The 22,080-nt window shown below is 57.3% G+C and carries 17 protein-coding genes and 1 pseudogene; 6 read left to right on the top strand and 12 right to left on the bottom strand.

Annotation, left to right across the window (positions count from 1 at the left end):
- Positions 1–53: 53 nt before the first annotated feature.
- On the bottom strand, positions 54–1,589 hold the full coding sequence (locus tag HA46_RS08875; RefSeq protein WP_033791210.1) for a SpoVR family protein: 1,536 nt from the start codon (positions 1,587–1,589) through the stop codon (positions 54–56).
- Positions 1,590–2,095: 506 nt separating this feature from the next.
- On the opposite strand from HA46_RS08875, the gene HA46_RS08870 reads away from it, so the two are divergent.
- Both HA46_RS08870 and dadX read left to right on the top strand, forming a co-directional pair.
- Positions 2,096–3,397, top strand: coding sequence for a D-amino acid dehydrogenase (locus tag HA46_RS08870; protein ID WP_084883727.1), 1,302 nt, complete (start codon positions 2,096–2,098; stop codon positions 3,395–3,397).
- A gap of 18 nt (positions 3,398–3,415) precedes the next feature.
- Positions 3,416–4,486, top strand: coding sequence for a catabolic alanine racemase DadX (dadX, locus tag HA46_RS08865; protein ID WP_084883724.1), 1,071 nt, complete (start codon positions 3,416–3,418; stop codon positions 4,484–4,486).
- Here dadX and HA46_RS08860 read toward each other — a convergent pair.
- The 6 genes and pseudogenes from HA46_RS08860 to yeaG form a co-directional block, all read right to left on the bottom strand.
- Entirely contained in the window at positions 4,479–5,672 is a 1,194-nt protein-coding gene (locus HA46_RS08860; RefSeq protein WP_033791205.1) for a multidrug effflux MFS transporter, read from the bottom strand. The genes dadX and HA46_RS08860 overlap by 8 nt on opposite strands.
- A 113-nt stretch (positions 5,673–5,785) precedes the next feature.
- Complete coding sequence (wbaP, locus tag HA46_RS08855; protein ID WP_033746661.1) at positions 5,786–7,252, bottom strand: undecaprenyl-phosphate galactose phosphotransferase WbaP; 1,467 nt, start codon at positions 7,250–7,252, stop codon at positions 5,786–5,788.
- A gap of 380 nt (positions 7,253–7,632) precedes the next feature.
- Positions 7,633–7,866 (bottom strand): DUF1480 family protein, encoded by a 234-nt coding sequence (locus tag HA46_RS08850; protein ID WP_033791402.1) that lies wholly within the window; start codon positions 7,864–7,866, stop codon positions 7,633–7,635.
- Between the two features lie 75 nt (positions 7,867–7,941).
- A pseudogene (locus tag HA46_RS08845) lies at positions 7,942–9,670 on the bottom strand (potassium/proton antiporter).
- Positions 9,671–9,920: 250 nt separating this feature from the next.
- Positions 9,921–11,198 carry a YeaH/YhbH family protein gene (locus HA46_RS08840; RefSeq protein ID WP_084883721.1) on the bottom strand — a complete coding sequence of 426 codons (1,278 nt, stop codon included), beginning with the start codon at positions 11,196–11,198 and terminating at the stop codon, positions 9,921–9,923.
- 90 nt (positions 11,199–11,288) lie between these two features.
- Positions 11,289–13,223: a protein kinase YeaG gene (yeaG, locus tag HA46_RS08835; RefSeq protein WP_033746670.1), complete on the bottom strand. Its 1,935-nt coding sequence runs from the start codon at positions 13,221–13,223 to the stop codon at positions 11,289–11,291.
- Between the two features lie 420 nt (positions 13,224–13,643).
- On the opposite strand from yeaG, the gene HA46_RS08830 reads away from it, so the two are divergent.
- Entirely contained in the window at positions 13,644–14,393 is a 750-nt protein-coding gene (locus HA46_RS08830; protein ID WP_084883719.1) for a MipA/OmpV family protein, read from the top strand.
- 72 nt (positions 14,394–14,465) lie between these two features.
- Positions 14,466–15,317, top strand: coding sequence for an aldo/keto reductase (locus HA46_RS08825; protein ID WP_084883717.1), 852 nt, complete (start codon positions 14,466–14,468; stop codon positions 15,315–15,317).
- Positions 15,318–15,459: 142 nt separating this feature from the next.
- Here the strand turns inward: HA46_RS08825 and HA46_RS08820 are convergent, their stop codons facing one another.
- Both HA46_RS08820 and gapA read right to left on the bottom strand, forming a co-directional pair.
- Positions 15,460–16,335 (bottom strand): D-hexose-6-phosphate mutarotase, encoded by an 876-nt coding sequence (locus HA46_RS08820; RefSeq protein WP_084883715.1) that lies wholly within the window; start codon positions 16,333–16,335, stop codon positions 15,460–15,462.
- Between the two features lie 75 nt (positions 16,336–16,410).
- Positions 16,411–17,406, bottom strand: coding sequence for a glyceraldehyde-3-phosphate dehydrogenase (gene gapA, locus HA46_RS08815; protein ID WP_033791193.1), 996 nt, complete (start codon positions 17,404–17,406; stop codon positions 16,411–16,413).
- Positions 17,407–17,747: 341 nt separating this feature from the next.
- On the opposite strand from gapA, the gene msrB reads away from it, so the two are divergent.
- Positions 17,748–18,158: a peptide-methionine (R)-S-oxide reductase MsrB gene (msrB, locus tag HA46_RS08810; RefSeq protein WP_084883713.1), complete on the top strand. Its 411-nt coding sequence runs from the start codon at positions 17,748–17,750 to the stop codon at positions 18,156–18,158.
- 3 nt (positions 18,159–18,161) lie between these two features.
- The gene (locus HA46_RS08805) at positions 18,162–18,443 is read left to right on the top strand and encodes a YeaC family protein (RefSeq protein WP_033791189.1); all 282 of its coding nucleotides are present in this window, start codon (positions 18,162–18,164) and stop codon (positions 18,441–18,443) included.
- Between the two features lie 38 nt (positions 18,444–18,481).
- Here the strand turns inward: HA46_RS08805 and pncA are convergent, their stop codons facing one another.
- The 3 genes from pncA to sppA form a co-directional block, all read right to left on the bottom strand.
- Positions 18,482–19,090, bottom strand: coding sequence for a bifunctional nicotinamidase/pyrazinamidase (gene pncA, locus HA46_RS08800; protein WP_033791187.1), 609 nt, complete (start codon positions 19,088–19,090; stop codon positions 18,482–18,484).
- A 17-nt stretch (positions 19,091–19,107) separates the two neighbouring features.
- Positions 19,108–20,121: an asparaginase gene (gene ansA, locus HA46_RS08795; RefSeq protein ID WP_033791185.1), complete on the bottom strand. Its 1,014-nt coding sequence runs from the start codon at positions 20,119–20,121 to the stop codon at positions 19,108–19,110.
- An 84-nt stretch (positions 20,122–20,205) separates the two neighbouring features.
- Complete coding sequence (gene sppA, locus HA46_RS08790; protein ID WP_084883711.1) at positions 20,206–22,065, bottom strand: signal peptide peptidase SppA; 1,860 nt, start codon at positions 22,063–22,065, stop codon at positions 20,206–20,208.
- Positions 22,066–22,080: the final 15 nt, after the last annotated feature.

The following is a 22,080-nucleotide window of genomic DNA, read 5'->3' as shown; positions in this document are numbered from 1 at the left end:
TGCGGCCTGAAAAAAAACCGGACGGCGTCCGGTTTTTTCTTTTTACCTGTCTCTCAGAGCGCGCTGCCGCGCGTCGGACAGCGGTCCAGCAGCTCGACGCTGCCGTCTTCGTTCTGCTGCTCGAGGATCACATCGAACCCCCACAGGCGATGAACGTGCTTCATCACCTCGCGACGGCTCTTGTCGAGCGGCGTGCGGCTTTGCGGCACGTAGCGCAGCGTCAGCGAGCGGTCGCCGCGCAGGTCGACGTTGTAGACCTGAATATTGGGTTCCAGATTGCTCAGGTTGTACTGCGCGGAAAGCTGCTGGCGAATGGCGCGGTAGCCCGCTTCATCATGGATGGCGGCGATCTCGAGATAGTTGTTGCGGTCGTCGTCCAGCACGGTAAACAGGCGGAAATCGCGCATTACCTTGGGCGACAGGAACTGGCTGATAAAGCTTTCGTCCTTGAATTCGCGCATGGCGAAGTGCAGGGTCTCCAGCCAGTCGGAACCGGCGATATCCGGGAACCAGTAACGATCCTCCTCCGTCGGCGACTGACAGATGCGCTTAATATCCTGGAACATCGCGAAGCCGAGCGCGTAAGGATTAATGCCGTTGTACCAGGGGCTGTTGTAAGGGGGCTGGAACACCACGTTGGTATGACTGTGAAGGAACTCGATCATAAAGCGTTCCGAGACTTTCCCCTCATCATAAAGATGATTAAGGATGGTGTAGTGCCAGAAGGTCGCCCAGCCCTCATTCATCACCTGCGTCTGCTTCTGCGGATAGAAATACTGGCTCACCTTGCGCACGATGCGCAGGATCTCGCGCTGCCACGGCTCCAGCAGCGGCGCATTCTTCTCCATAAAGTAGAGCAGGTTCTCCTGCGGCTCAGAGGGATAGCGCGCCGCCTCGACCTGCACCGCCTCTTTCTCGCGGCGCGGCAGGGTGCGCCACAGGGTATTCACCTGGCTTTGCAGGTACTCTTCGCGGCTCTTCTGCCGCGCTTTCTCTTCCTGTAAGGAGATTTTCTGCGGACGCTTATAGCGATCGACGCCGTAGTTCATCAGCGCGTGGCAGGAGTCGAGCAGCCGTTCGACCTCTTCGACGCCGTAGCGCTCTTCGCAGTCGGAGATATATTTCTTCGCAAACAACAGATAGTCGACGATAGAGCTGGCGTCGGTCCAGCTGCGGAACAGGTAGTTATTTTTGAAAAACGAGTTGTGGCCGTAGCAGGCGTGCGCCATCACCAGCGCCTGCATGGTCATGGTGTTCTCTTCCATCAGATAGGCGATACAGGGATTGGAGTTGATCACAATCTCATACGCCAGTCCTTGCTGCCCATGCTTATAACGCTGCTCGGTTTCGATGAACTTTTTGCCGAACGACCAGTGAGCGTAGTTGATCGGCATACCGACGCTGGAGTAGGCGTCCATCATCTGCTCGGAGGTAATCACTTCAATCTGATGGGGATAGGTGTCGAGTCGGTAGAGTTTGGCTACGCGGTCTATTTCCGCAAGGTAGACATCGAGCAAATCAAATGTCCAGTCCGGTCCATCGCTGAGTCGTTTGCTGTCCTTAATCGGATCGTCAAAGATTGTCGTCATAGCGCACCTCTGTTTTGCAAACAGGCCTGCCCGCTGCGAGCAGCCGGTTTCGGTAATTTCAAGGCTCATCCCTAAGAAAGAGAACCCCAAAAACAGGCGAACACTTCAATGATAGCCCACTGTCACCTATCTGATCGCGGAACTCAACTGAATTATTCGGCACAAAATCATCTGAAAAAGAGCGCAAAAGCATTTGATGAACGCTTGTCAGCCTAAATGGCGAAAAGTTGGGATAAAATGCTGTTTATAAGAAGATTGTATGGCGTTGGCTTATTCTCCTGAAATAAGTGGATATTGCCGCATACGCTATTATTAACTGCTAAGAAGCGGTAAAAAGGCGCATAAGTTACTGATTTTGTCTCTGACCAACGATTTTAGTGTTCGAAAAAGTGAAAAACATGTGAAATAAGTTAATGAGGTAAGGGCTGTTACCGGCAGGTGTGAATGCGCTGGTATTGCCCTGCAGTCTAGTGAATTATGCTTTTGAATTTGCCGGTGGGGGCGATATGCACGTAGTGATTCTCGGTAGTGGTGTGGTTGGCGTGGCGAGCGCCTGGTATCTGGCGCGCGCGGGCCATCAGGTGACGGTGCTGGATCGCCAGCCCGACGCTGCGCTGGAGACCAGCGCAGGCAACGCGGGGCAGATCTCGCCCGGTTACGCGGCGCCCTGGGCCGCGCCGGGCGTGCCGCTAAAGGCGGTTAAATGGATGTTCCAGCGTCATGCGCCGCTGGCTATCCGCCTGGACGGCAGCAGCTTCCAGCTGGAGTGGATGTGGAACATGCTGCGCAACTGCGACATGCAGCACTATCAGCAGAATAAAAGCCGCATGGTGCGCATCGCCGAATACAGCCGCGACTGCCTGAAGGCGCTGCGCGAAGCGACCGGCATCGCCTATGAAGGCCGGCAGGGGGGCACGCTGCAGCTGTTCCGCACTCAGCAGCAGTTTGACAGCGCCAGCAAAGATATTGAGGTGCTGCGTGAGGCGGGCGTGCCTTACGAACTGCTGCACGCGCACGAGCTGTCGCGCGTCGAGCCGGCGCTGGCGACCACGCAGCATAAGCTGACCGGCGGGCTGCGCCTGCCTAACGATGAAACCGGCGACTGCCAGCTCTTTACGCAAAAGCTGGCGAAAATGGCGCAGGAGGCGGGCGTGGTGTTTCGCTTTAATACGCCGGTCGATCAGCTGCTGCGCGAAGGTAACCGCATTTACGGCGTGAAGTGCGGCGACGAGGTGATCAAAGGCGACAGCTACGTGGTGGCTTTCGGCTCCTACTCTACCGCGCTGCTGAAGCATATCCTCGATATCCCGGTCTATCCGCTGAAGGGATACTCCCTGACCATTCCGGTGAAAAATCCGCAGGCTGCACCGGTCTCTACCATTCTCGACGAAACCTACAAAGTGGCGGTTACCCGCTTCGACAACCGTATCCGCGTGGGCGGCATGGCGGAAATCGTTGGTTTTAACAACAAACTCTTGCCTGCGCGGCGGGAAACGCTGGAGATGGTGGTGCGGGATCTTTATCCTGAAGGCGGTCATATTGAGCAGGCCAGCTTCTGGAGCGGTCTGCGCCCTATGACGCCAGACGGAACGCCGATTGTCGGACCGACGCCGCTCAGCAATCTCTATCTGAATACCGGACACGGCACGCTCGGCTGGACGATGGCCTGCGGCTCCGGTCAGCTGCTGGCCGACCTTATCAGCGGCAAAACCCCGGCGATCGCCGCCGACGATCTGTCGGTATTCCGCTATTTGCCGGGTTTTACCCCGTCATCGTCACCATTACGCAACGCGAACGCCACGCGTTAACAGTCAGGGAGAGGGAGTATGTCACGTCCAGTTTTCGCCACGATCGATCAGCAGGCGCTGCGGCATAACCTGGCCATAGCGCGCCAGGCGGCGCCCGGTGCGCGCGTCTGGTCGGTGGTCAAAGCCAATGCCTACGGGCACGGCCTGGCTCGCGTCTGGGAGAGCCTGGCGCAGACCGACGGCTTCGCCCTGCTGAATATGGAAGAGGCGATCCTGCTGCGCGACAGCGGCTGGCGTAAACCGATCCTGCTGCTGGAGGGCTTTTTCCATGCCGAGGATCTGCAGCTGATCGATCGCTATCGCCTGACCACCAGCGTGCACAGCAACTGGCAGATCAAAGCGCTGGCGGAAGCGCGGCTCTCGGCGCCGGTGGATATCTACCTCAAGGTCAACAGCGGCATGAACCGTCTCGGCTTCCGGCCTGAGCAGGCGCACGGCGCATATCAAAAGCTGCGCGCGCTGGAAAACGTCGGCGATATTACGCTGATGGCGCACTTTGCCGATGCGGAAAACCCAGAAGGGCTGATCGCGCCGCTGCAGCGCATTGAACGCGCCGCCGAAGGGCTCGCGATTCCCCGTTCGCTCTCCAACTCCGCCTGCACGCTCTGGCATCCTGAAGCGCATTACGACTGGGTGCGCCCCGGCATCATTCTTTACGGCGCGTCGCCCAGCGGCGACTGGCAGGATATCGCCAGCACCGGCCTGAAGCCGGTGATGACGCTTAACAGCGAAATCATCGGCATCCAGCAGCTGAGCCGCGGCGACGGCGTTGGCTACGGCTATCGCTACCATGCGCAGCAGGAGCAGCGTATCGGCGTGGTGGCGTGCGGCTATGCCGACGGCTATCCGCGCCACGCGCCCACCGGCACGCCGGTGTGCGTTGACGGCGTAATGACCCAGGTGGTTGGGGCGGTCTCGATGGATATGATTACCGTCGACCTGACGTCCTGTCCGCAGGCGGGCATCGGTTCAACGGTCGAGCTGTGGGGCGAGCAGGTGAAAATCGATCAGGTGGCGAAAGCGGCCGGCACGGTTGGCTATGAGCTGATGTGCGCGCTGGCGCCGCGCGTGCCGGTCAGGGTTATTTAAGCGCGGTCAGCGAGCCCCGTATCTTCTTACTGCAGCGCCAGGCGATGAACGCCAGCGCTGCGCCCGCCAGCATCATCAGCGCCAGCGCGCTCTTTTCTGCCACGGGCAGCATGACAATCAGCAGGCTGCCCGCCGCGCCGCCCGCCATCTGAATAAATCCCTGCAGCGCCGCCGCTACGCCAGCCTGCTGCTGGTAGGGCTCCAGCGCATAGCTGGTGGCGGGGCCGACGGTAAAGGCCAGGCCCGCGACCGACACGGCGACCGGCAGCATATAGAGCGCCCAGTGGCTCTGCGCGCCCTGCGGCAGCAGATGCATGCCGGCGAACAGCAGCAGCGCGCCTGCCAGCATGGTAATGAAGCCCATCGCCAGACAGAACGGGCGGCCCGCTTTGCGGATCGCTTTATTGACGAAGGCGCTCACCAGCATGATCCAGAAACCGTTGGCGCCAAAGGCGAACGAAAACTGCAGCGGCGTCAGGCCGCCTTCGGTCATCAGCACGTGCGGCGCCAGCGAAACATAGGTCAGCACCATGCCGAGCGCGCCCGCATTGGCGAAGGCGAAGGCGAGAAAGCGCGGCTGACGCAGGATAGCGCCATACTGCGCCAGCGGCACACCCTTTACGCGCAGCGTATTGGCGGGGCGCGTCTCCGGCAGCCCGACGAGGACGATAACCGCGATGAGCAGGCCGTAGGCGCACAGGAACCAGAAGGGCGCGCGCCAGTCGAAGGCGCTGGCGAGCAGGCCGCCCAGTAAAGGCGCCAGCGCGGGCACGATATTCAGCGCGCCGTTCAGAAAGCCGTAGGCGCGCGCCGCGTCGTCGCCGCTCAGGCGATCGCGCACGCCGCTAAAGGCGACGACGGCGCTACAGCAGACCGCGCAGCCCTGAATCAGGCGCGCCGACAAAAACATCGGCCAGCTGGTGGCGGTCGCCGCCACCGCGCTGCCCGCCACGTAAAGCGCCAGGCCCAGCAGCGCGATCGGCTTGCGGCCGTAGTTATCCACCAGCGGGCCGGTCACCAGCTGTCCTAAGCCCATTACCAGCAAGAAAACGGGAATGGTGGTCTGGATCAGGCTGACCGGCGTATTCAGGCCGACGGCGATTTCAGGCAGGGTGGGCAGATAGAGATCGATGCCCAGCGGCGCCAGCAGCACCAGGCTTAACAGCATCAGGGTAAATTTTTGCATAAAAACCAGAGGGTGAAGGTCTTGTTAAAACAAGCGGGAAGGGTAATGAGTTGAGGGCGAAAAGAAAAGCGGAAAATAGGATGCCCGCCGTAAAGCGGGCATCCTGAACGCCCTTAGTAGGCGCCGTCGCGGCGCAGCACCACGCCGGCGGTTTTAAACAGAATGGCTATATCAGTCCATAGCGCCCAGTTCTTCACATACCAGGAGTCGAAGTAGACGCGCGTATCGTAGTCGATATCGTTGCGGCCGCTGACCTGCCACAGGCCGGTCATGCCCGGTTTCGCCATCAGATAGTAGTCGACGTCACCCGCATAGCGCTCCAGCTCCGCCTCGATAACCGGACGCGGCCCCACCAGGCTCATCTCGCCGCGGATAACGTTCCACAGCTGCGGCAGCTCATCAAGACTGGTTTTGCGCAGGAAGCCGCCAATGCTGGTGATGCGCGGATCCTTTTTCAGCTTAAAGTCCTTGTCCCATTCGGCGCGCGCCTCTGCGCTGGTGGCCAGCAGCTGCTCCAGCACCTCTTTCGAGTTGGTCACCATTGAGCGAAACTTCAGGCATTTAAACTTCTCGCCGTTCTGGCCAATACGCTCGTGACCGTAGATGGCGTTGCCGCCGTCGCGTTTCACCATATAGCAGAGCAGACCGAAAACCGGCGCAAGGAACAGCAGCAGCAGCGAGGCGACCACGATATCGAAGCCGCGCTTCAGGAAGCGCGAGGAGCGCTTGGCGAGGCTGTTGCTGACGCGCAGGATCATCACTTCGTGGCTGAAGATAAACGACATATCGGTGCCGTAGAGCGGCACGCCGCGCAGCGTCGGGATCACGGAGATCGAGCGGCAGTTCATTTTCGACAGGAATTTCAGCCAGGTATCGCGCACCACCTGCTGTTCAAATTCGGTGGCGACGATAAACTGCACGTTGTCGCGGTCAATGGTCTGCCAGTTAATGTCCTGCTGTTTGATAACGGGCACGCCGTTAACAGACGGCGGATTATTTTCGTCGTCAGTGCTGATAAACGCCTGCACGTTATAGCCGAGTATCTCTTCACTCTGCAGCGCAGCATAGGCTTCCATGGCATTTTTGCCCGACCCGATAATAATGGTCTCTTTTTGCCACTGCCCGGCGCGGTTAATGGCGCGTTTGACGGCGGCGCGCATCAGCGGCAGCAGCAGCAGGGCGTAGCTCCAGCTAAACAGCCAGACCATGCGCGAAAAGTCCCACTTGGAAAAGGCGATCAGCGCCAGATCCAGTAGCGAAAACACAAACAGCGTTTTCACCACTTCTTTAAGTTCAAACCAAAAGGGTTTGCGGTAGGTGTAGTGACGCATGCGCATCCAGAAATAAGCGGTGCACAAAACGGAAAGCGCAAACTGCGCAATAAAACGGTACTCAATTTGATGAGGCGGAATAAACCCATCCAGGTCGCCCCAGATTCCCTGAATAGTGGCGGCGGATAAAAACAGCGCCAGATTAAGGGCAACCAGATCGGAAAAGCTTAACGCCAGCTTTGCGATGATATTTTTTCGCGTCCCGCTCCATGAGCGGCTCGCATCATTCATTACCAGTGTACTTGCCATAACACCTGCTCTCTTTTTTCTTAAGTAAAAGATGGCCTGACCAGAATCAAGTACGCGCTCAGGAGTGGACAACCGAAAAACCAAAACAATTGTTCTCGGTTCATTACAGTCGTTAGAGCCATACAGGCTGCAGTGAAGAGGTAAAACAATTACGTGATTTTTGTCACGGAAATCTGCAGCAGCGGTTAAGAGTATGCAGGAGATATTTGACAGAGTTAATACGGAACAAATCCTAAAAAACTTTTTTTGCCTAAAGTTTTAAATATATAACTTATTGAATTCAGTAGTTAAAGTGATGAAAGGGCGGGAAACAGCCAAATATTTCAGACAACTTTTTCGGAATTACCGCCAGGCGCAATCGCTGGCGGCGAATTGTGCGATCAGGCAGGTTTTTTTAATACCCAGTGGTCTTGCTGTTTATCGTAATGCCCAATTTGTAAATCCACCGGTTCGCCATCAATCCAGGCCGGCACGCTCGTGTCGTGGTCCCAACCGTCGAGTTGATAACTCAGGGCGGGATTGGTTTGACAGGGAATACTGACGGTCTGCAGATTATCGCTGTCGAGCTCGGCATCAATAATCTCATAACGACCAATTTTAACGACGTGTCCCATAACTCTCTCCCGTTTGCTGGACCAAATAATGAGCATAGCCGTTTCCGCTGGAATATCGAGCCGCAGCGCCTCAGATTATTCTCGTTCTTCAGCGACGCGCACCCCAATTTTAACGATGCGGTTATCTTCTTTTTCCGCCACCGTCCAGGTAATGTGATTCCACTCAACGTGATCGCCCACCACTGGCGTACCGCCAAGCATGCTCATTACCAGCTGGCCAAGCGACTGCAGGTCGTTGGTCTCTTCGCCCAGCTCCAGCCCGTAAATCTGGGCCACGTCGCGCAGACGCGCATCGGCGTCGAGAATGAAGTCGCCGAAAAAGCGCTGATCCAGCGAGACGGGCGGCGACTGGCTGAACATTTTGCCCAGCGCGGGCAGATCGCGTTCGCGGCCGATAACGCAGATCACGTCGCCTTCCTTTAGTCGGGTATTCGCGTTCGGGTGCATCAACACGTTATCGCGGAACAGCGCGGCGATGCGGGTTTCGCGCGGCATTTGCAGATCGCGCAGCGCCGCTCCGACGCACCATTTGTCGGCGCTGATCTGATAGACGAACTGCTCCCAGGGATTTTCCGGATGGATATCCAGACCGACGCGGCTGATAGGCGACGCCGTGGGCGGCACCACGACGCGCGCTTTCTTTGCCGCAAAGCCGAGCGACGTGCCCTGCAGCATTAGCGACACCAGCACCACGAAGAAGGCGATATTAAAGTAGAGCGAAGCATTTTCCAGTCCCGCCATCATCGGAAAGACCGCAAGAATAATCGGTACCGCGCCGCGCAGGCCGACCCAGCTGATAAAGATGCGCTCGCGGCCGGTAAAGCCGCGGAAAGGCAGCAGTCCCACCAGAATCGACAGCGGACGTGCCACCAGAATCAGCCACAGCGACAGGATCATCGCCGGCACCGCGATATGCCACAGATCGGAGGGGGTTACCAGCAGGCCAAGCACGATAAACATGCCGATCTGACTGAGCCAGGCCATGCCGTCAAAGGTCTGCAGAATGCCGTGACGGTTGCGGATCGGCCTGTTGCCGAGCAGAAAGCCGCAGAGATAGACCGCGAGAATGCCGCTGCCCTCCAGCATCGTAGTCAACGCGAACACCAGTATGCCGCCGCTCAGCGCCAGCAGCGGGTAGAGGCCGGTGGCCAGGCTGATGCGGTTGATGAGCTGCTGCAGCGCCCAGCCGCCGCCCAGCCCCAGCACGATGCCCAGACCGAACTGCTGCACCAGATGCACCAGGAACATCCAGTCGAGCCCGGTTTCGCCTTTCTGGATCATCTCAATCAGGGTGATGGTTAAAAACACCGCCATAGGATCGTTGCTGCCCGACTCAATCTCGAGCGTAGAGCTGACGCGCTCGTTCAGGCCTTTGTCACCCAGCAGCGAGAACACCGCCGCAGCATCGGTGGAGCCGATAATGGCGCCGATAAGAAAGCCCTGCATCAAATCGAGCCGGAACAGCCAGGCGGCCGCCAGGCCGGTCAGCCCGGCGGTAATCATTACCCCGACCGTCGCCAGCGAGAGTGCCGGCCCCAGCGCCACCTTAAAAAGAGCTGGCTTTGGTGCGCATGCCGCCGTCGAGCAGAATCACCGCCAGCGCCAGGTTGGAGATCAGATAGGCGGCGGGGTAGTTGTCAAAGGCGATGCCGCCAATGCCGTCGACGCCGGTCAGCATGCCTAAAGCCAGAAATATCACCAGGATAGGGATACCGAGCCGAGAAGAGAAAGAACTGAGTAAGATGCTTGACGCAACCAGCACAGAACCGATGATAAAAAGGCTGTAGACAATATTGTGGTTCAATGTGCTCTCCTGCGGTTACGACAATGATAAGAAGGCTGGCGCGGGTAATGGCCGTGCATCTGAAAAAGAAGATGCGTAATCAGTGAGTTGTCAGCACGTAATCTCTAATTATACGAATTGATTTTTCTGTTTGAGCTAAGGCTTAATGTGCAAAAAAAAGGCCTTGTTCGTCAAGAGGATTAATGGCGGGTATTTTAGCAGGTATTCGCGGGATTAAATAAAAAAGCCGGTCAGCGACCGGCTCAGAGCATCAGGCTTCCGCTGCCTGTTTGTGAAACAGCTCGCGAAACACCGGGTAAATATCTTCCGGCTCGCGGATATGCTGGATAGCGAAATTATCGAACATCGCCTGCAGATGTTCATATTCGCGCCATAGCGTCTGGTGCGCACGTCGGGTTATCTCGATGTAGCTGTAGTAGCGCACCACCGGCAGAATGTTCTTCGCCAGGATCTCGTGGCAGAGCGGCGAATCGTCCGCCCAGTTATCGCCATCCGACGCCTGGGCAGCATAGATGTTCCACTGCGAGGGATCGTAGCGCTCCTTGACCACCTCATCCATTAGCTTCAGGGCGCTGGAGACGATGGTGCCGCCCGTTTCCTGCGAATAGAAGAACTCCTGCTCATCGACCTCTTTCGCCTGCGTATGGTGGCGAATATAGACCACATCTACGTTTTTATAGGTCCGGCTCAGGAACAGGTAGAGCAGAATATAGAAACGCTTCGCCATATCCTTTGTCGCCTGGTCCATTGAGCCGGAGACATCCATCAGGCAGAACATCACCGCCTGGCTGGAGGGCTCAGGCCGTTTTTCAAAGTTCTTATAGCGCAGGTCAAAGGTGTCGATAAAGGGCACGCGCTCGATGCGCGCGCGCAGTTCAGCGATCTCTTTGCGCAGGCGCTCCTCTTCCAGCAGCTGCGCCGGCTCCGCTTTCTCAATCGCGGTCAGCGCCTCTTCCAGCTCATGCATCATGCGGCGCTTACCTGCGGTCATCGCGGTGCGTCTCGCCAGCGAATTTTGCAGCGACCGCACCACGCTAATGTTGGCGGGCACGCCGTTAGAGGTAAAACCGGCGCGATGGGTTTTATATTCATTCAGCTGACGATGCTGGTTCTTACGCAGATTCGGCAGCGCCAGATCTTCGAACAGCAGGTCGAGATACTCGTCTTTGGAGATCTGGAAAACGAACTCATCCTGACCTTCGCCATCCTGACTGGCGTTGCCCTGACTGCTGCCTCCGCCGCCGCCGCCGCCCTGAGGCCGCTCGATACGGTCGTTCTGCACGAAGTGGTCGTTGCCGGGATGAACGCGATGGCGGCTGCCGCCGCGTCCCTGATGGAAAATAGGTTCGTTAATATCGTCAACGGGAATGGAAACGGACTCGCCACTTTCAACGTCGGTTACCGAACGCTTATTGATGGCCTCCGAGATAGACTGTTTGATTTGCGACTTATAACGGCGCAAAAAGCGCTGTCTGTTGACTGCGCTTTTATTCTTGCCGTTGAGTCGCCGATCGATGAAGTAGGCCATAAAACTCCCCCAAACGTTGTAAGCAGGTCGGGCAGCGGCCCGACCTTATGGGTATTAATGCCAGCGCATCAACGTGCTTACGCGTTGTGATCAGGACGATTTACGCACGCGCAGATACCATTCGCACAGCAGACGCACCTGCTTGCGGGTATAGCCTTTCTCCATCATGCGCTCGACGAAATCGTCATGTTTCTTCTGTTCATCCGTGGAGGTTTTGGTATTGAACGAGATAACCGGCAGCAGCTCCTCGGTGTTCGAGAACATTTTTTTCTCGATCACGGTGCGCAGCTTCTCGTAACTGGTCCAGTTGGGATTGCGGCCGTTATTCTGCGCGCGGGCGCGCAGCACGAAGTTCACAATCTCGTTGCGGAAATCTTTCGGGTTGCTGATCCCGGCCGGTTTCTCAATCTTTTCCAGTTCCGCATTCAGCGACTCGCGGTCAAACAGCTGTCCGGTATCGGGATCGCGGTACTCCTGATCCTGAATCCAGAAATCGGCATAGGTCACGTAGCGGTCAAAGATGTTTTGGCCATATTCAGAGTAGGACTCCAGATAGGCGGTCTGAATCTCCTTGCCGATAAACTCGGCGTATTTGGGGATCAGATAGCCTTTCAGGTGCTCCAGATACTTCTCTGCCTGATCCTGCGGGAACTGCTCGCGCTCAATCTGCTGCTCCAGCACGTAGAAAAGGTGCACCGGGTTCGCCGCCACTTCGTTGTGATCGAAGTTAAACACCCGCGACAGGATTTTAAACGCGAAGCGGGTAGAGAGGCCGTTCATGCCCTCGTCAACGCCGGAGTAGTCGTGATACTCCTGCCAGGATTTCGCTTTCGGGTCGGTATCCTTCAGGCTTTCGCCGTCATAGACGCGCATTTTCGAATAGATGCTGGAGTTTTCCGGCTCTTTCAGGCGCGACAGGATAGAGAACCGGGCCAGGGTTTCCAGCGTGCCGGGCGCGCAGGGCGCGGTCGCCAGTTCGCTGTGGTTAAGCAGTTTCTCGTAGATTTTGATCTCTTCGGAAACGCGCAGGCAGTAAGGCACCTTGACGATGTAGACGCGGTCAAGAAACGCCTCGTTGTTTTTGTTGTTGCGGAAGGTCACCCATTCCGATTCGTTGGAGTGCGCCAGGATAATGCCGTTAAACGGCAGCGCGGAGATCCCCTCCGTACCGTTGTAGTTCCCTTCCTGCGTCGCGGTCAGCAGGGGGTGCAGCACCTTAATCGGCGCCTTGAACATCTCAACGAATTCCATAATCCCCTGGTTAGCGCGACACAGCGCGCCGGAATAACCGTAGGCGTCGGGATCGTTTTGCGCGTGATTCTCCAGCTTGCGGATATCGACTTTACCCACCAGCGCGGAAATGTCCTGGTTGTTCTCGTCGCCAGGCTCGGTTTTGGCGATCGCCAGCTGTTCAAGAATCGACGGCCAGACTTTCACCACTTTGAAGCGAGTGATATCGCCGCCGAATTCATGCAGGCGTTTCGCCGCCCAGGGGGACATTATGGTGCCGAGGTAGCGACGCGGCACGTTGTACTCTTTTTCAAGGATATTGGCGTCTTCCTGCGGATTGAACAGGCAGAGCGGATGATCGTTGACCGGGCTGCGTTCGCCGTCTGCGCTTAACACATAGATAGGCACGCGCTGCATCAGCGCTTTCAGACGCTCTGCCAGCGACGATTTACCGCCGCCGACGGGCCCAAGCAGGTACAGGATCTGTTTTCTCTCCTCCAGACCCTGCGCGGCATGTTTCAGATAGGAAACGATCTGCTCTATGGCCTCTTCCATGCCATAGAACTCTTCAAAGGCCGGATAACGGCCAATCACACGGTTGGAGAATATTCTGGAAAGGCGTGGCTCCTGAGCAGTGTCGACCATTACTGGCTCACCTATAGCCATTAACAGTCGCTCTGCGGCGTTGGCGTATGCACTGCGATCCTGCTTACAGATGGCAAGAAATTCCTGCAGTGTGAACTCTTCGTCCTTGGCAGCTTCATAACGCTGACGATAGTGATCGAATATATTCATAGCGATGCCCGTCCTTTCGTTTTTAGCACAGGTAAAGGAGCGTAATTAAAGGCTCATGCAGCTCCCGGAAGATATTCTCTTTTGAGTACAGCAACCCTTATGCCAACCTGATGTATTGTTATCGGGGTACACACTTCTTATGGTCACTCTGCTCGTACTAAGACTCACGGCTTACTTTTAACTGTAGAAGGCATTTAGGAAATTTCCTCCGCATAATTTTACTATTTGGCGATATATCAATAACAAAGTCAGATTGTTGCAAAGCCAGCTTTGCGTCAACCAAAGGGAAAAGAGAGTAGAATCCGGCAGATGTGCCGCTTTCAGCCGCTCTGTTAAAGAGCACCTCAGATTATGGTTAAACCGGCGAGCAAAAATCGTTAAACTTCGTAGTGATTTTTATATTTATGGAAGAAATAAATTGTGAACCAATTCAAACTTAAAGCGCCTAGCGCGATTATTTGTGCTCTTTTTTTCGCTAATACCGCTGCTGCTGAATCCCTGTCGCTTGGCGCATCAGTGATTTACGCGCAGTCTCCCTATCGTGGCGGCCAGGATCGCTATTTGCCGGTTCCCGTCATCAATTACGAGGGCGATAATTTCTGGTTCCATACTCTGCAGGGCGGTTATTACCTGTGGAAAGATCCGCAAAATCAGCTCTCTTTGACGCTGCTCGGTTCGCCGCAGCAGTACGATCCGGGCGATAACGATCTGGGCGACATGAAAGGCCTTGATAAGCGTCGTATGACGCTAATGGGCGGCGCCACCTATAACCACATGGCGGAGTGGGGCATCCTGCGCACGGCGCTCTTGGGCGATGTGCTGAACAACAGCAACGGCATTATCTGGGATATGACCTACCTCTACCGCTTCGACTTCGGCGATTTCAGCCTGACGCCGGGCGTCGGCGCGATGTGGACCAGCGCCAACCAGAACCGCTATTACTATGGCGTCTCCAGCCATGAGTCGGCGCGTACCGGTATCGACCGCTATCAGCCTGACGACAGCTGGTCTCCCTACGTCGAGCTGAGCGCCAGCTATCAGATCACGCCGCAGTGGAACGCCAGCCTGGTCGGACGCTACACCCGCTTCGACAGCGAGATTAAAGACAGCCCGATGATCGACAAGAGCGGGCAGACCACGCTCTGGACCGGCATCAGCTACAGCTTCTGATTGGCGCGATTACGGGGCAAATTCTTAACCATGCACCATATGGGTGCCCAGACTTGATGCAGGAGCAAACGGATGAACAAAGCGATCGCTTTTGATGAGCATACGCGATTACCCGCGATAGGTCAGGGCACCTGGTATATGGGCGAAGAAGCCGCGCGACGCCGTGAAGAGGTCGCCGCGCTGCGGGCGGGGCTCGATGCGGGCCTGACGCTGATTGACACCGCCGAAATGTATGCAGACGGCGGTGCGGAAGAGGTGGTCGGCGAGGCGCTGCGCGGACGGCGCGACGACGCGTTTCTCGTGTCGAAGCTATATCCCTGGAATGCAGGCGAAACGGATGCGATTGACGCCTGCGAGCGCAGCCTGCGGCGGCTCGGCACCGACCGGCTGGATCTCTATCTGCTGCACTGGCGCGGCAACGTGCCGCTTGAAGAGACTGTTCGCGCAATGGAAACCCTTCAGCAGCAGGGCAAAATCCTGCGCTGGGGCGTTTCTAATTTTGACGTCGACGATCTGCAGGAGCTGCTGGAGGAGCCTGGCGGGGCACGCTGCGCCACCAATCAGGTGCTGTATCATCTCGCGTCGCGCGGCATCGAGTTCGATCTGCTGCCCGTCTGCCAGCAGCATCAGATGCCGGTCATGGCCTACTGTCCGCTGGCGCAGGCCGGAAGGCTGCGCCAGGCGCTCTTTTCCAACGAGACGCTGGTGGAGATTGCACAACAGAAGGGCATTAGCGTCGCGCAGCTGCTGCTGGCGTGGGTTATCCGCAAAGAGGGCGTGATGGCCATTCCGAAGGCGAGCTCGCAGGCGCACGTCAAAGAGAACGCGGCGGCGCTGCAGATCCGGCTGAGCGATGATGAGCTGGCGCGAATCAATCAGGCGTTTCCGCCGCCGCAGCACAAGATGGCGCTGGATATCGTCTGAGCGTAAAGCAACGCCGGCGTTCAGCTGGCGCGATGGCGAGTGACACGTAACGGTCGCCAGTCGCTCGCACTTCTGGCGCGGGACGCTTTGCTCTGCGTTCCGTGTCACTCTCTTTCTAAATCAGGCAGTTGCCTGATCTGTTTTAAGCTTTCTGCCGCAGGCGGAAGGTGGTCGCCAGTCGCGCCGGTTTTTCGCCCGCGCTGCGCATCGGTTTCGAGATGCGCGCCGTCTCCACGCAAACCATGGTTTTATAGCCGTCGTTGGCCATGTCCGCCATGCTGCATGAAAGCTCAACGCCTGGGTTCCAGGTCACCACGTCGCTGTGATGATGGTGATAGACCTCAATTACGCGCTGCCCCTGTTTATCCTGAATCAGCGAGCAATCCTCCGGCTGGGTGAAGACGCGGTCAATGCGGCCCGGATAGGTCTGTTTGCCGCTGGAGGTTTGCTCGCTGTTGTTGTCGACCTTGTCGATAAAGCGCGAACCCAGCCCGCTTACCTCTACGCCGGCGATATCGGCCACCTGGAAATAGCTGTGCAGCGCGCCGGTCGCAGTAAAGTCGCCGTGGGCTTCCAGCTCGATCTCGCAGTGCTTGCCGAGGCGGAAACGGGCGAACAGGGTAAAGTCATGCGGCCATAATTTTTTCGTCTGCGGCGTACTCTCCAGCACGAAGGTCAGCATGACGTTCTCTTCATTCTCATCGTGCGCCGACAGCGTCCAGGACTGATTGCGGGCGAAACCGTGCGCCGGTTCGCCTTCCGGCCCAAACCACGGCCAGCAGATGGGCACACCGCCGCGAATGGCTTTGCCGGCAGCAAAAAGCGATTTTTCGCTCAGCCAGATAACCGGCTTTTCTCCGCTCGGCTGCCAGGCGATAAGATGCGCACCCTGAAGCGTAATCGCAGCACGCACCTGAGGGTGGCTCACCACAATTACCGGCAGATCGCCCAGCTGACGCTGCGAGAGGTAAGGGGAGATCTGCTTCACCACGGGCAGCGAGAAAATTTTATCTTGCATAACCGAATCCTTCCTGTTGCTACGAAAAAAAAGGGCGACCGAAGTCGCCCTTGTTGTCTGTCGTGACCGGTCTGCTTATTTAGCAACCAGCGCGATCAGGTCGAGAACTTTGTTTGAGTAGCCGGTTTCGTTGTCGTACCAGGAAACCAGTTTCACGAAGTTGTCGTTCAGCGCGATGCCGGCTTTAGCGTCGAATACAGAAGTCAGCACTTCGCCGTTGAAGTCGGTAGAAACCACGTCGTCTTCAACGTAGCCCAGCACGTCTTTCATTTCGCCTTCTGCAGCGGCTTTGATTGCTGCACAAATGTCTTTGTAAGAAGCCGCTTTTTCCAGACGTACGGTCAGGTCAACAACGGAAACGTTCGGAGTCGGTACGCGGAACGCCATGCCGGTCAGTTTACCGTTCAGCTCCGGCAGGACTTTGCCCACGGCTTTCGCTGCGCCAGTAGAAGACGGGATGATGTTCTGAGATGCGCCGCGGCCGCCGCGCCAGTCTTTGTGAGACGGGCCGTCAACGGTTTTCTGCGTGGCGGTGGTCGCATGAACGGTGGTCATCAGACCTTCGACGATGCCGAATTTGTCGTTGATGACTTTCGCCAGCGGTGCCAGGCAGTTGGTGGTGCAGGAAGCGTTAGAAACGATGTCCTGGCCAGCATATTTGTCGAAGTTGGCGCCGCGAACGAACATCGGAGTGTCGTCTTTAGACGGACCGGTCAGCACGACTTTTTTCGCGCCGGCGGTGATGTGTTTACGTGCGGTTTCGTCAGTCAGGAAGATGCCGGTCGCTTCAGCAACAACGTCAACGCCTGCTTCGTCCCACTTCAGGTTAGCCGGGTCTCTCTCAGAGGTAACGCGGATTTTTTTGCCGTTAACGATCAGCGCGCCGTCCTGTACTTCAACGGTACCGTCGAAGCGGCCGTGCGTTGAGTCGTACTTCAGCATGTAAGCCATGTAGTCCGCGTCTAACAGATCGTTGATCGCAACGATTTCGATGTCAGAACGCTGCTGAGCAGCGCGGAAAACGATACGGCCGATACGACCAAAACCGTTGATACCTACTTTGATAGTCATATATTCCACCAGCTATTTGTTAGTGAATAAAAGGTTGGCTGTAAAATTACAAAAACCTTACCAGGCGTCAAGCGGAATCGTGTCAATAGTTGCGACAGGTCAATCCGTTCGACAGGAATAATTTGTTGCGCAACCGCTTGCGCAACAAGCGTGTTGAGATGATGCCGAAACCCGATTGCTGAATATAAAGGGATAGCGTTAGCAAAAGGTGATCGAGGTCACAAATCTACGCTGCGAAAGGAAAGTATGGTCGCTAAGCACGAAAAAAGCCTCGGCATTGTTATTCATTTGTTAGAATAGTAGACGATTTTTTCAGAATGACACTCTCCGGAACCACTCAAATGGCTAAAGAAACCGCATCCGAAGCAAAAATTGCGCAATTGTCTGAAATGCAGCGCTATGTGACCCAGCAGCGCGGCACGGAACCGCCTTTCAGCGGCGCGCTTCTGCACAATAAACAGGAAGGCATCTATCACTGCCTGGTCTGCAACGCACCGCTGTTTCTCTCGGAAACCAAGTATGACTCCGGCTGCGGCTGGCCGAGTTTCTATCAGCCGGTAAGCGACGACGCGATTCGCTATCTGGAGGATGACTCTCACGGTATGCACCGCATCGAAATCCGCTGCAATAACTGCGACGCGCACCTGGGGCACGTCTTCCCGGACGGGCCGCAGCCGACCGGCGAACGCTACTGCGTTAACTCGGCGTCGCTGAGCTTTACCGACGAGCAGGGCGACGAACAGCGGGGGTGAAGAATGAAACAACAGCTTGAGGCGATGGTCGACGCCATGACGCCTGAGGTCTACGAACGGCTGGCGACGGCGGTGGAAACCGGGAAATGGCCGGATGGCGTGGCGCTGTCGCAGGCGCAGCGCGAGAACTGCCTGCAGCTGGTGATGCTCTATCAGGCGCGCCACAACGAGGCGCCGCAGCATATGACCATCAGCAAGGGCGGCGAAATGGTGACGAAATCGAAGCGAGAGCTGAAAGAAGAGTTCGGTATCGACGCTGAGATTACGCGCATCAACCTGCACTGAACACAAGGCCGACATTGCATCGGCCTTACTTTATTCCGCTAAATCAGCACCGCGCCCTGCGCCTTCATCTGGGCGAACGCGATATCGCTGTCTTCAGGGCTGAGATTCACGCCGCGACAGCCTTCCTTCACCACCGTCACCTGATAACCCAGCTCCAGCGCATCCAGCACGCTGTACTTCACGCAGTAGTCGGTGGCAATGCCCAGCATCACAAGATGGGTAATGCCGCGCGCCTGCAGCCAGCTGTCCAGCTCGGTTTTGCGCCGATGACCGTTGTCGAAAAAGGCGCTGTAGCTGTCGACGTCGACATCCTGTCCCTTATGGAATACCGCATCGATCAGGTTGCGATCGAGGCCGGGATGAAGCTCAGCGCCGGCGGAACCCTGAATGCCGTGATCCGGCCACCAGATCTGCGCCAGCCCGTTGAGTTCGCCCAGCGTGTAGACCGGTTCGCCGGATACCGAGGCGAAGCTGCCGTGGTTAGCCGGATGCCAGTCTTGCAGCGCCAGCACGCACTCGCCGCGCGCGCGGAATTCGCGCGCATAGCGGTTGGCGACCGGCACGGTCATATCGCCTTCATGCACGGCCATGGGGCCGCCGGGACAAAAATCGTTTTGAATATCTATGATAATGAGGGCCTGCTTCATAACAGGTGGCTCCGTAATTAGTCTTCGGTCAGTTCACCGCGCAAATTTTGTTGCATCCTGGCGCGGATCTCATCGCAGGAGAGCGACTGACTCAGTAAAAAGTGGAGCTTGGTCAGCGCGGCTTCCACCGTTAAATCAAATCCGCTTATGACGCCCGCGTGCTCAAGGGCGTTGCCGGTAGCGTAGCCGCCCATGTTCACCTTGCCGGAAATACACTGGGTCAGGTTAACCACCACAATGCCGCGCTCGCTCGCCTGCTGCAGCTCGGCGAGAAACTCGGCGTTCTGCGGCGCGTTACCGACGCCGTAGGAACGCAGGATCAGCGCTTTTACCGGCTGGCGTAAAAAGTTGCGCACCACATCCGCCGAGATGCCCGGATAGATGGTGACGACGCCGATAGGCTGCGGCGTAATGGTATGCACCTTCAGCGGCCCCTGGCCCTGCGGCGCGGGCGGCGTATTCAGCCGGCGAATATGAATGCCGGCTTCCAGCAGGGCGGAAAGGTTCGGCGATGCAAAAGCGTTAAAGCCGTCAGCATGCGCTTTCGTGGTGCGGTTGCCGCGATAAAGCTGGTTGTTGAAAAACAGCGAGACTTCATTCACGGGATAGTTCGCCGCCACGTAGAGCGCGTTCAGCAGGTTTTGCTGGCCGTCAGAGCGCAGCTCCGCCAGCGGGATCTGCGAGCCGGTCACGATAACGGGCTTCGCCAGGTTCTCCAGCATGAACGACAGCGCCGAAGCGGTGAAGGCCATGGTATCGGTTCCGTGCAGGATAACAAATCCATCGTAGCGATCATAATTTTGTCGGATATCTTCCGCGATAGCCTGCCAGTCTTCGGGCGTCATATCGGAAGAGTCGATCAGCGGATCGTATTCATGGATGGTGAAATCCGGCATCTCAGGGCGGTGGAACTCTGGCATATTCGCCAGCTGTTGCTGCAGGTGACCTGAAACCGGGATGTAGCCTTGCGCGGAGCGCTGCATGCCGATGGTGCCGCCGGTATAGGCGACATAGATGTTTTTCTTTTGCATCAGAAACTCAGACTTGCCGTAAAACGCGCAGTATAAGGGGAAAGCGGGGGAAAAGCAGCCCGGTCGAGGACCGGGCTGCGAGCTTCATCGCACTTCGCCGCAGTTCAGACAGAACGCATAGCGATTTTGCGGATCGTTGAGGTTATTCAGCAGGCCGGGCTGCTGTTTCATGGCGCTCATTACGTCCAGCATCGGCGCGGGCAGCCAGGCTTTCAGCGTGGTCGGCAGCACCGCCTGCGCCGAGGCGTTGACCTGGCTGAGCAGCATATCGAACATGCCCGGCTGATCCTGATACCAGGCGAGCTGCGGCTTCGCGACCTTCGCCAGTTCGCCCGCTTTCTTCACCGCATCGTCAAAGTCGCCCAGCGCATCGACCAGGCCGTTGGCTTTGGCGTCGCTGCCGGTCCAGACGTGACCCTGCGCGATAGCGTCGATTTGCTCCGGCGTTTTATGACGTGAAGCGGCGACCAGGCCGACAAAGTTGCGGTAGCCGTTTTCAATCGTCAGCTGCATCAACTGCTGCACTTCGGTCGGCAGCGCTTTGGTGGAGGCCACGTCCGCCAGCGGCGAGGTAGCGACACCGTCCGTATGCACGCCGATGCTATCCAGAATGTTCTCCAGCGTATTGATGACGCCGAAAATGCCGATGGAGCCGGTCAGAGTACTCGGGCTGGCGACGATGTAGTCTGCCGGCGTTGAGATCCAGTAGCCGCCTGAAGCCGCCATGCCGCCCATAGAAACGACGACGGGCTTACCGGCCGCATGCGCCGCCGCCAGCTCTTCACGGATCGCTTCGGAGGCCGTAACGCTGCCGCCAGGGCTGTTGACGCGCAGGATAATCGCCTTGATTTTGGGATCGAGGCGCGCATCGCGGATTTGCGCGGCGGTAGTGTCGCCGCCGACGTTGCCCGGGGTCTCCTCGCCGTCCATAATCGCGCCGCTCGCCATCACAACCGCGATATTGCCATCCTGCTGGGTCGGCTGTTTCACGTTGTAGTCATAGATGCTGACGCTGTGGTAGTCGTTGTTGGCTTTATCCCAGCCGAAGGTTTTCACCAGCTCCTGATCGACCGCCGCGCGGCTGTCCAGCACGTCCACCAGCTTGTTGTTGAGCGCATATTTGGCGGTATCGCCATTTACCGCCTCAAGACCGGCGATCACCGCCGCCGCCCCAGGGAACAGCTGATCCGGCGTAATTTGACGGTTGCCCGCCACGGTATTCAGATAGTTCTGCCAAAGCTGACCGACCCAGCGGCTGTCGGCGTCGCGCGCCGCCTGCGACATGTCGTCGCGCAGGAAAGGTTCGACCGCCGATTTGTAAGTGCCGACGCGGAAAACGTGGGAGTTAACCTTCAGCTTATCCAGCAGCGTCTTATAGTAGAGGCCGTTGGTGGCGAAACCGTGCAGATCGACCGTGCCCTGCGGCGAGAGATAGATTTTGCTTGCGTAGCTGGCGAGATAGTACTGCGCCTGGCTGTAGCTGTCGCCCAGCGCAAAAATGGGCTTGCCGCTGTCGCGGAATTCGCGCAGCGCTTTGCCGACGTATTGCAGAGAGGGCTGATCGCCGCCGGCGAAGTCGCGCAGATCCAGCACCATGCCGGTGATGTTTTTGTCGTTTTTGGCCTGACGAATGGCGTCCACCACGTCAAACAGCGAGTTCTCCTGCAGACGATCGCTGCTTGCGCCCAGCAGCTGACGCCCCAGTTTGCTCAGCTTGTTGCTGACCGAGGGCTTATCCACCAGCACGCCGGTGAGGTCGACTTTCAACGCGCCTTGCTGCACCGGCGTCGATCCGCTGCCGGAACCGCTGACCTGCAGCCAGATGCCGACGCCGACCAGGATTAAAAAGATCAGGAACAGATTGAGAATAAACTCCCTGATAAAATTCAGCACCCGCCATGTCCATCGGAACAGACCGGCAATAATTCGCCACAATGTGCGCATCAGACTCTCCATTTT

The organism is Pantoea septica (assembly GCF_002095575.1).
Lineage (GTDB): Bacteria > Pseudomonadota > Gammaproteobacteria > Enterobacterales > Enterobacteriaceae > Pantoea > Pantoea septica.
Note: the sequence above shows the minus strand (reverse complement) of the source record. Positions and strands in the feature narration are given on the sequence as shown.

What these genes read in the sequence shown, in the direction of transcription:
- HA46_RS08875 (WP_033791210.1), bottom strand. Translation starts at nt 1,589, where the DNA reads ATGACGACAATCTTTGACGATCCGATTAAGGACAGCAAACGACTCAGC.
- HA46_RS08870 (WP_084883727.1), top strand. Translation starts at nt 2,096, where the DNA reads ATGCACGTAGTGATTCTCGGTAGTGGTGTGGTTGGCGTGGCGAGCGCC.
- dadX (WP_084883724.1), top strand. Translation starts at nt 3,416, where the DNA reads ATGTCACGTCCAGTTTTCGCCACGATCGATCAGCAGGCGCTGCGGCAT.
- HA46_RS08860 (WP_033791205.1), bottom strand. Translation starts at nt 5,672, where the DNA reads ATGCAAAAATTTACCCTGATGCTGTTAAGCCTGGTGCTGCTGGCGCCG.
- wbaP (WP_033746661.1), bottom strand. Translation starts at nt 7,252, where the DNA reads ATGGCAAGTACACTGGTAATGAATGATGCGAGCCGCTCATGGAGCGGG.
- HA46_RS08850 (WP_033791402.1), bottom strand. Translation starts at nt 7,866, where the DNA reads ATGGGACACGTCGTTAAAATTGGTCGTTATGAGATTATTGATGCCGAG.
- HA46_RS08840 (WP_084883721.1), bottom strand. Translation starts at nt 11,198, where the DNA reads ATGGCCTACTTCATCGATCGGCGACTCAACGGCAAGAATAAAAGCGCA.
- yeaG (WP_033746670.1), bottom strand. Translation starts at nt 13,223, where the DNA reads ATGAATATATTCGATCACTATCGTCAGCGTTATGAAGCTGCCAAGGAC.
- HA46_RS08825 (WP_084883717.1), top strand. Translation starts at nt 14,466, where the DNA reads ATGAACAAAGCGATCGCTTTTGATGAGCATACGCGATTACCCGCGATA.
- HA46_RS08820 (WP_084883715.1), bottom strand. Translation starts at nt 16,335, where the DNA reads ATGCAAGATAAAATTTTCTCGCTGCCCGTGGTGAAGCAGATCTCCCCT.
- gapA (WP_033791193.1), bottom strand. Translation starts at nt 17,406, where the DNA reads ATGACTATCAAAGTAGGTATCAACGGTTTTGGTCGTATCGGCCGTATC.
- msrB (WP_084883713.1), top strand. Translation starts at nt 17,748, where the DNA reads ATGGCTAAAGAAACCGCATCCGAAGCAAAAATTGCGCAATTGTCTGAA.
- HA46_RS08805 (WP_033791189.1), top strand. Translation starts at nt 18,162, where the DNA reads ATGAAACAACAGCTTGAGGCGATGGTCGACGCCATGACGCCTGAGGTC.
- pncA (WP_033791187.1), bottom strand. Translation starts at nt 19,090, where the DNA reads ATGAAGCAGGCCCTCATTATCATAGATATTCAAAACGATTTTTGTCCC.
- ansA (WP_033791185.1), bottom strand. Translation starts at nt 20,121, where the DNA reads ATGCAAAAGAAAAACATCTATGTCGCCTATACCGGCGGCACCATCGGC.
- sppA (WP_084883711.1), bottom strand. Translation starts at nt 22,065, where the DNA reads ATGCGCACATTGTGGCGAATTATTGCCGGTCTGTTCCGATGGACATGG.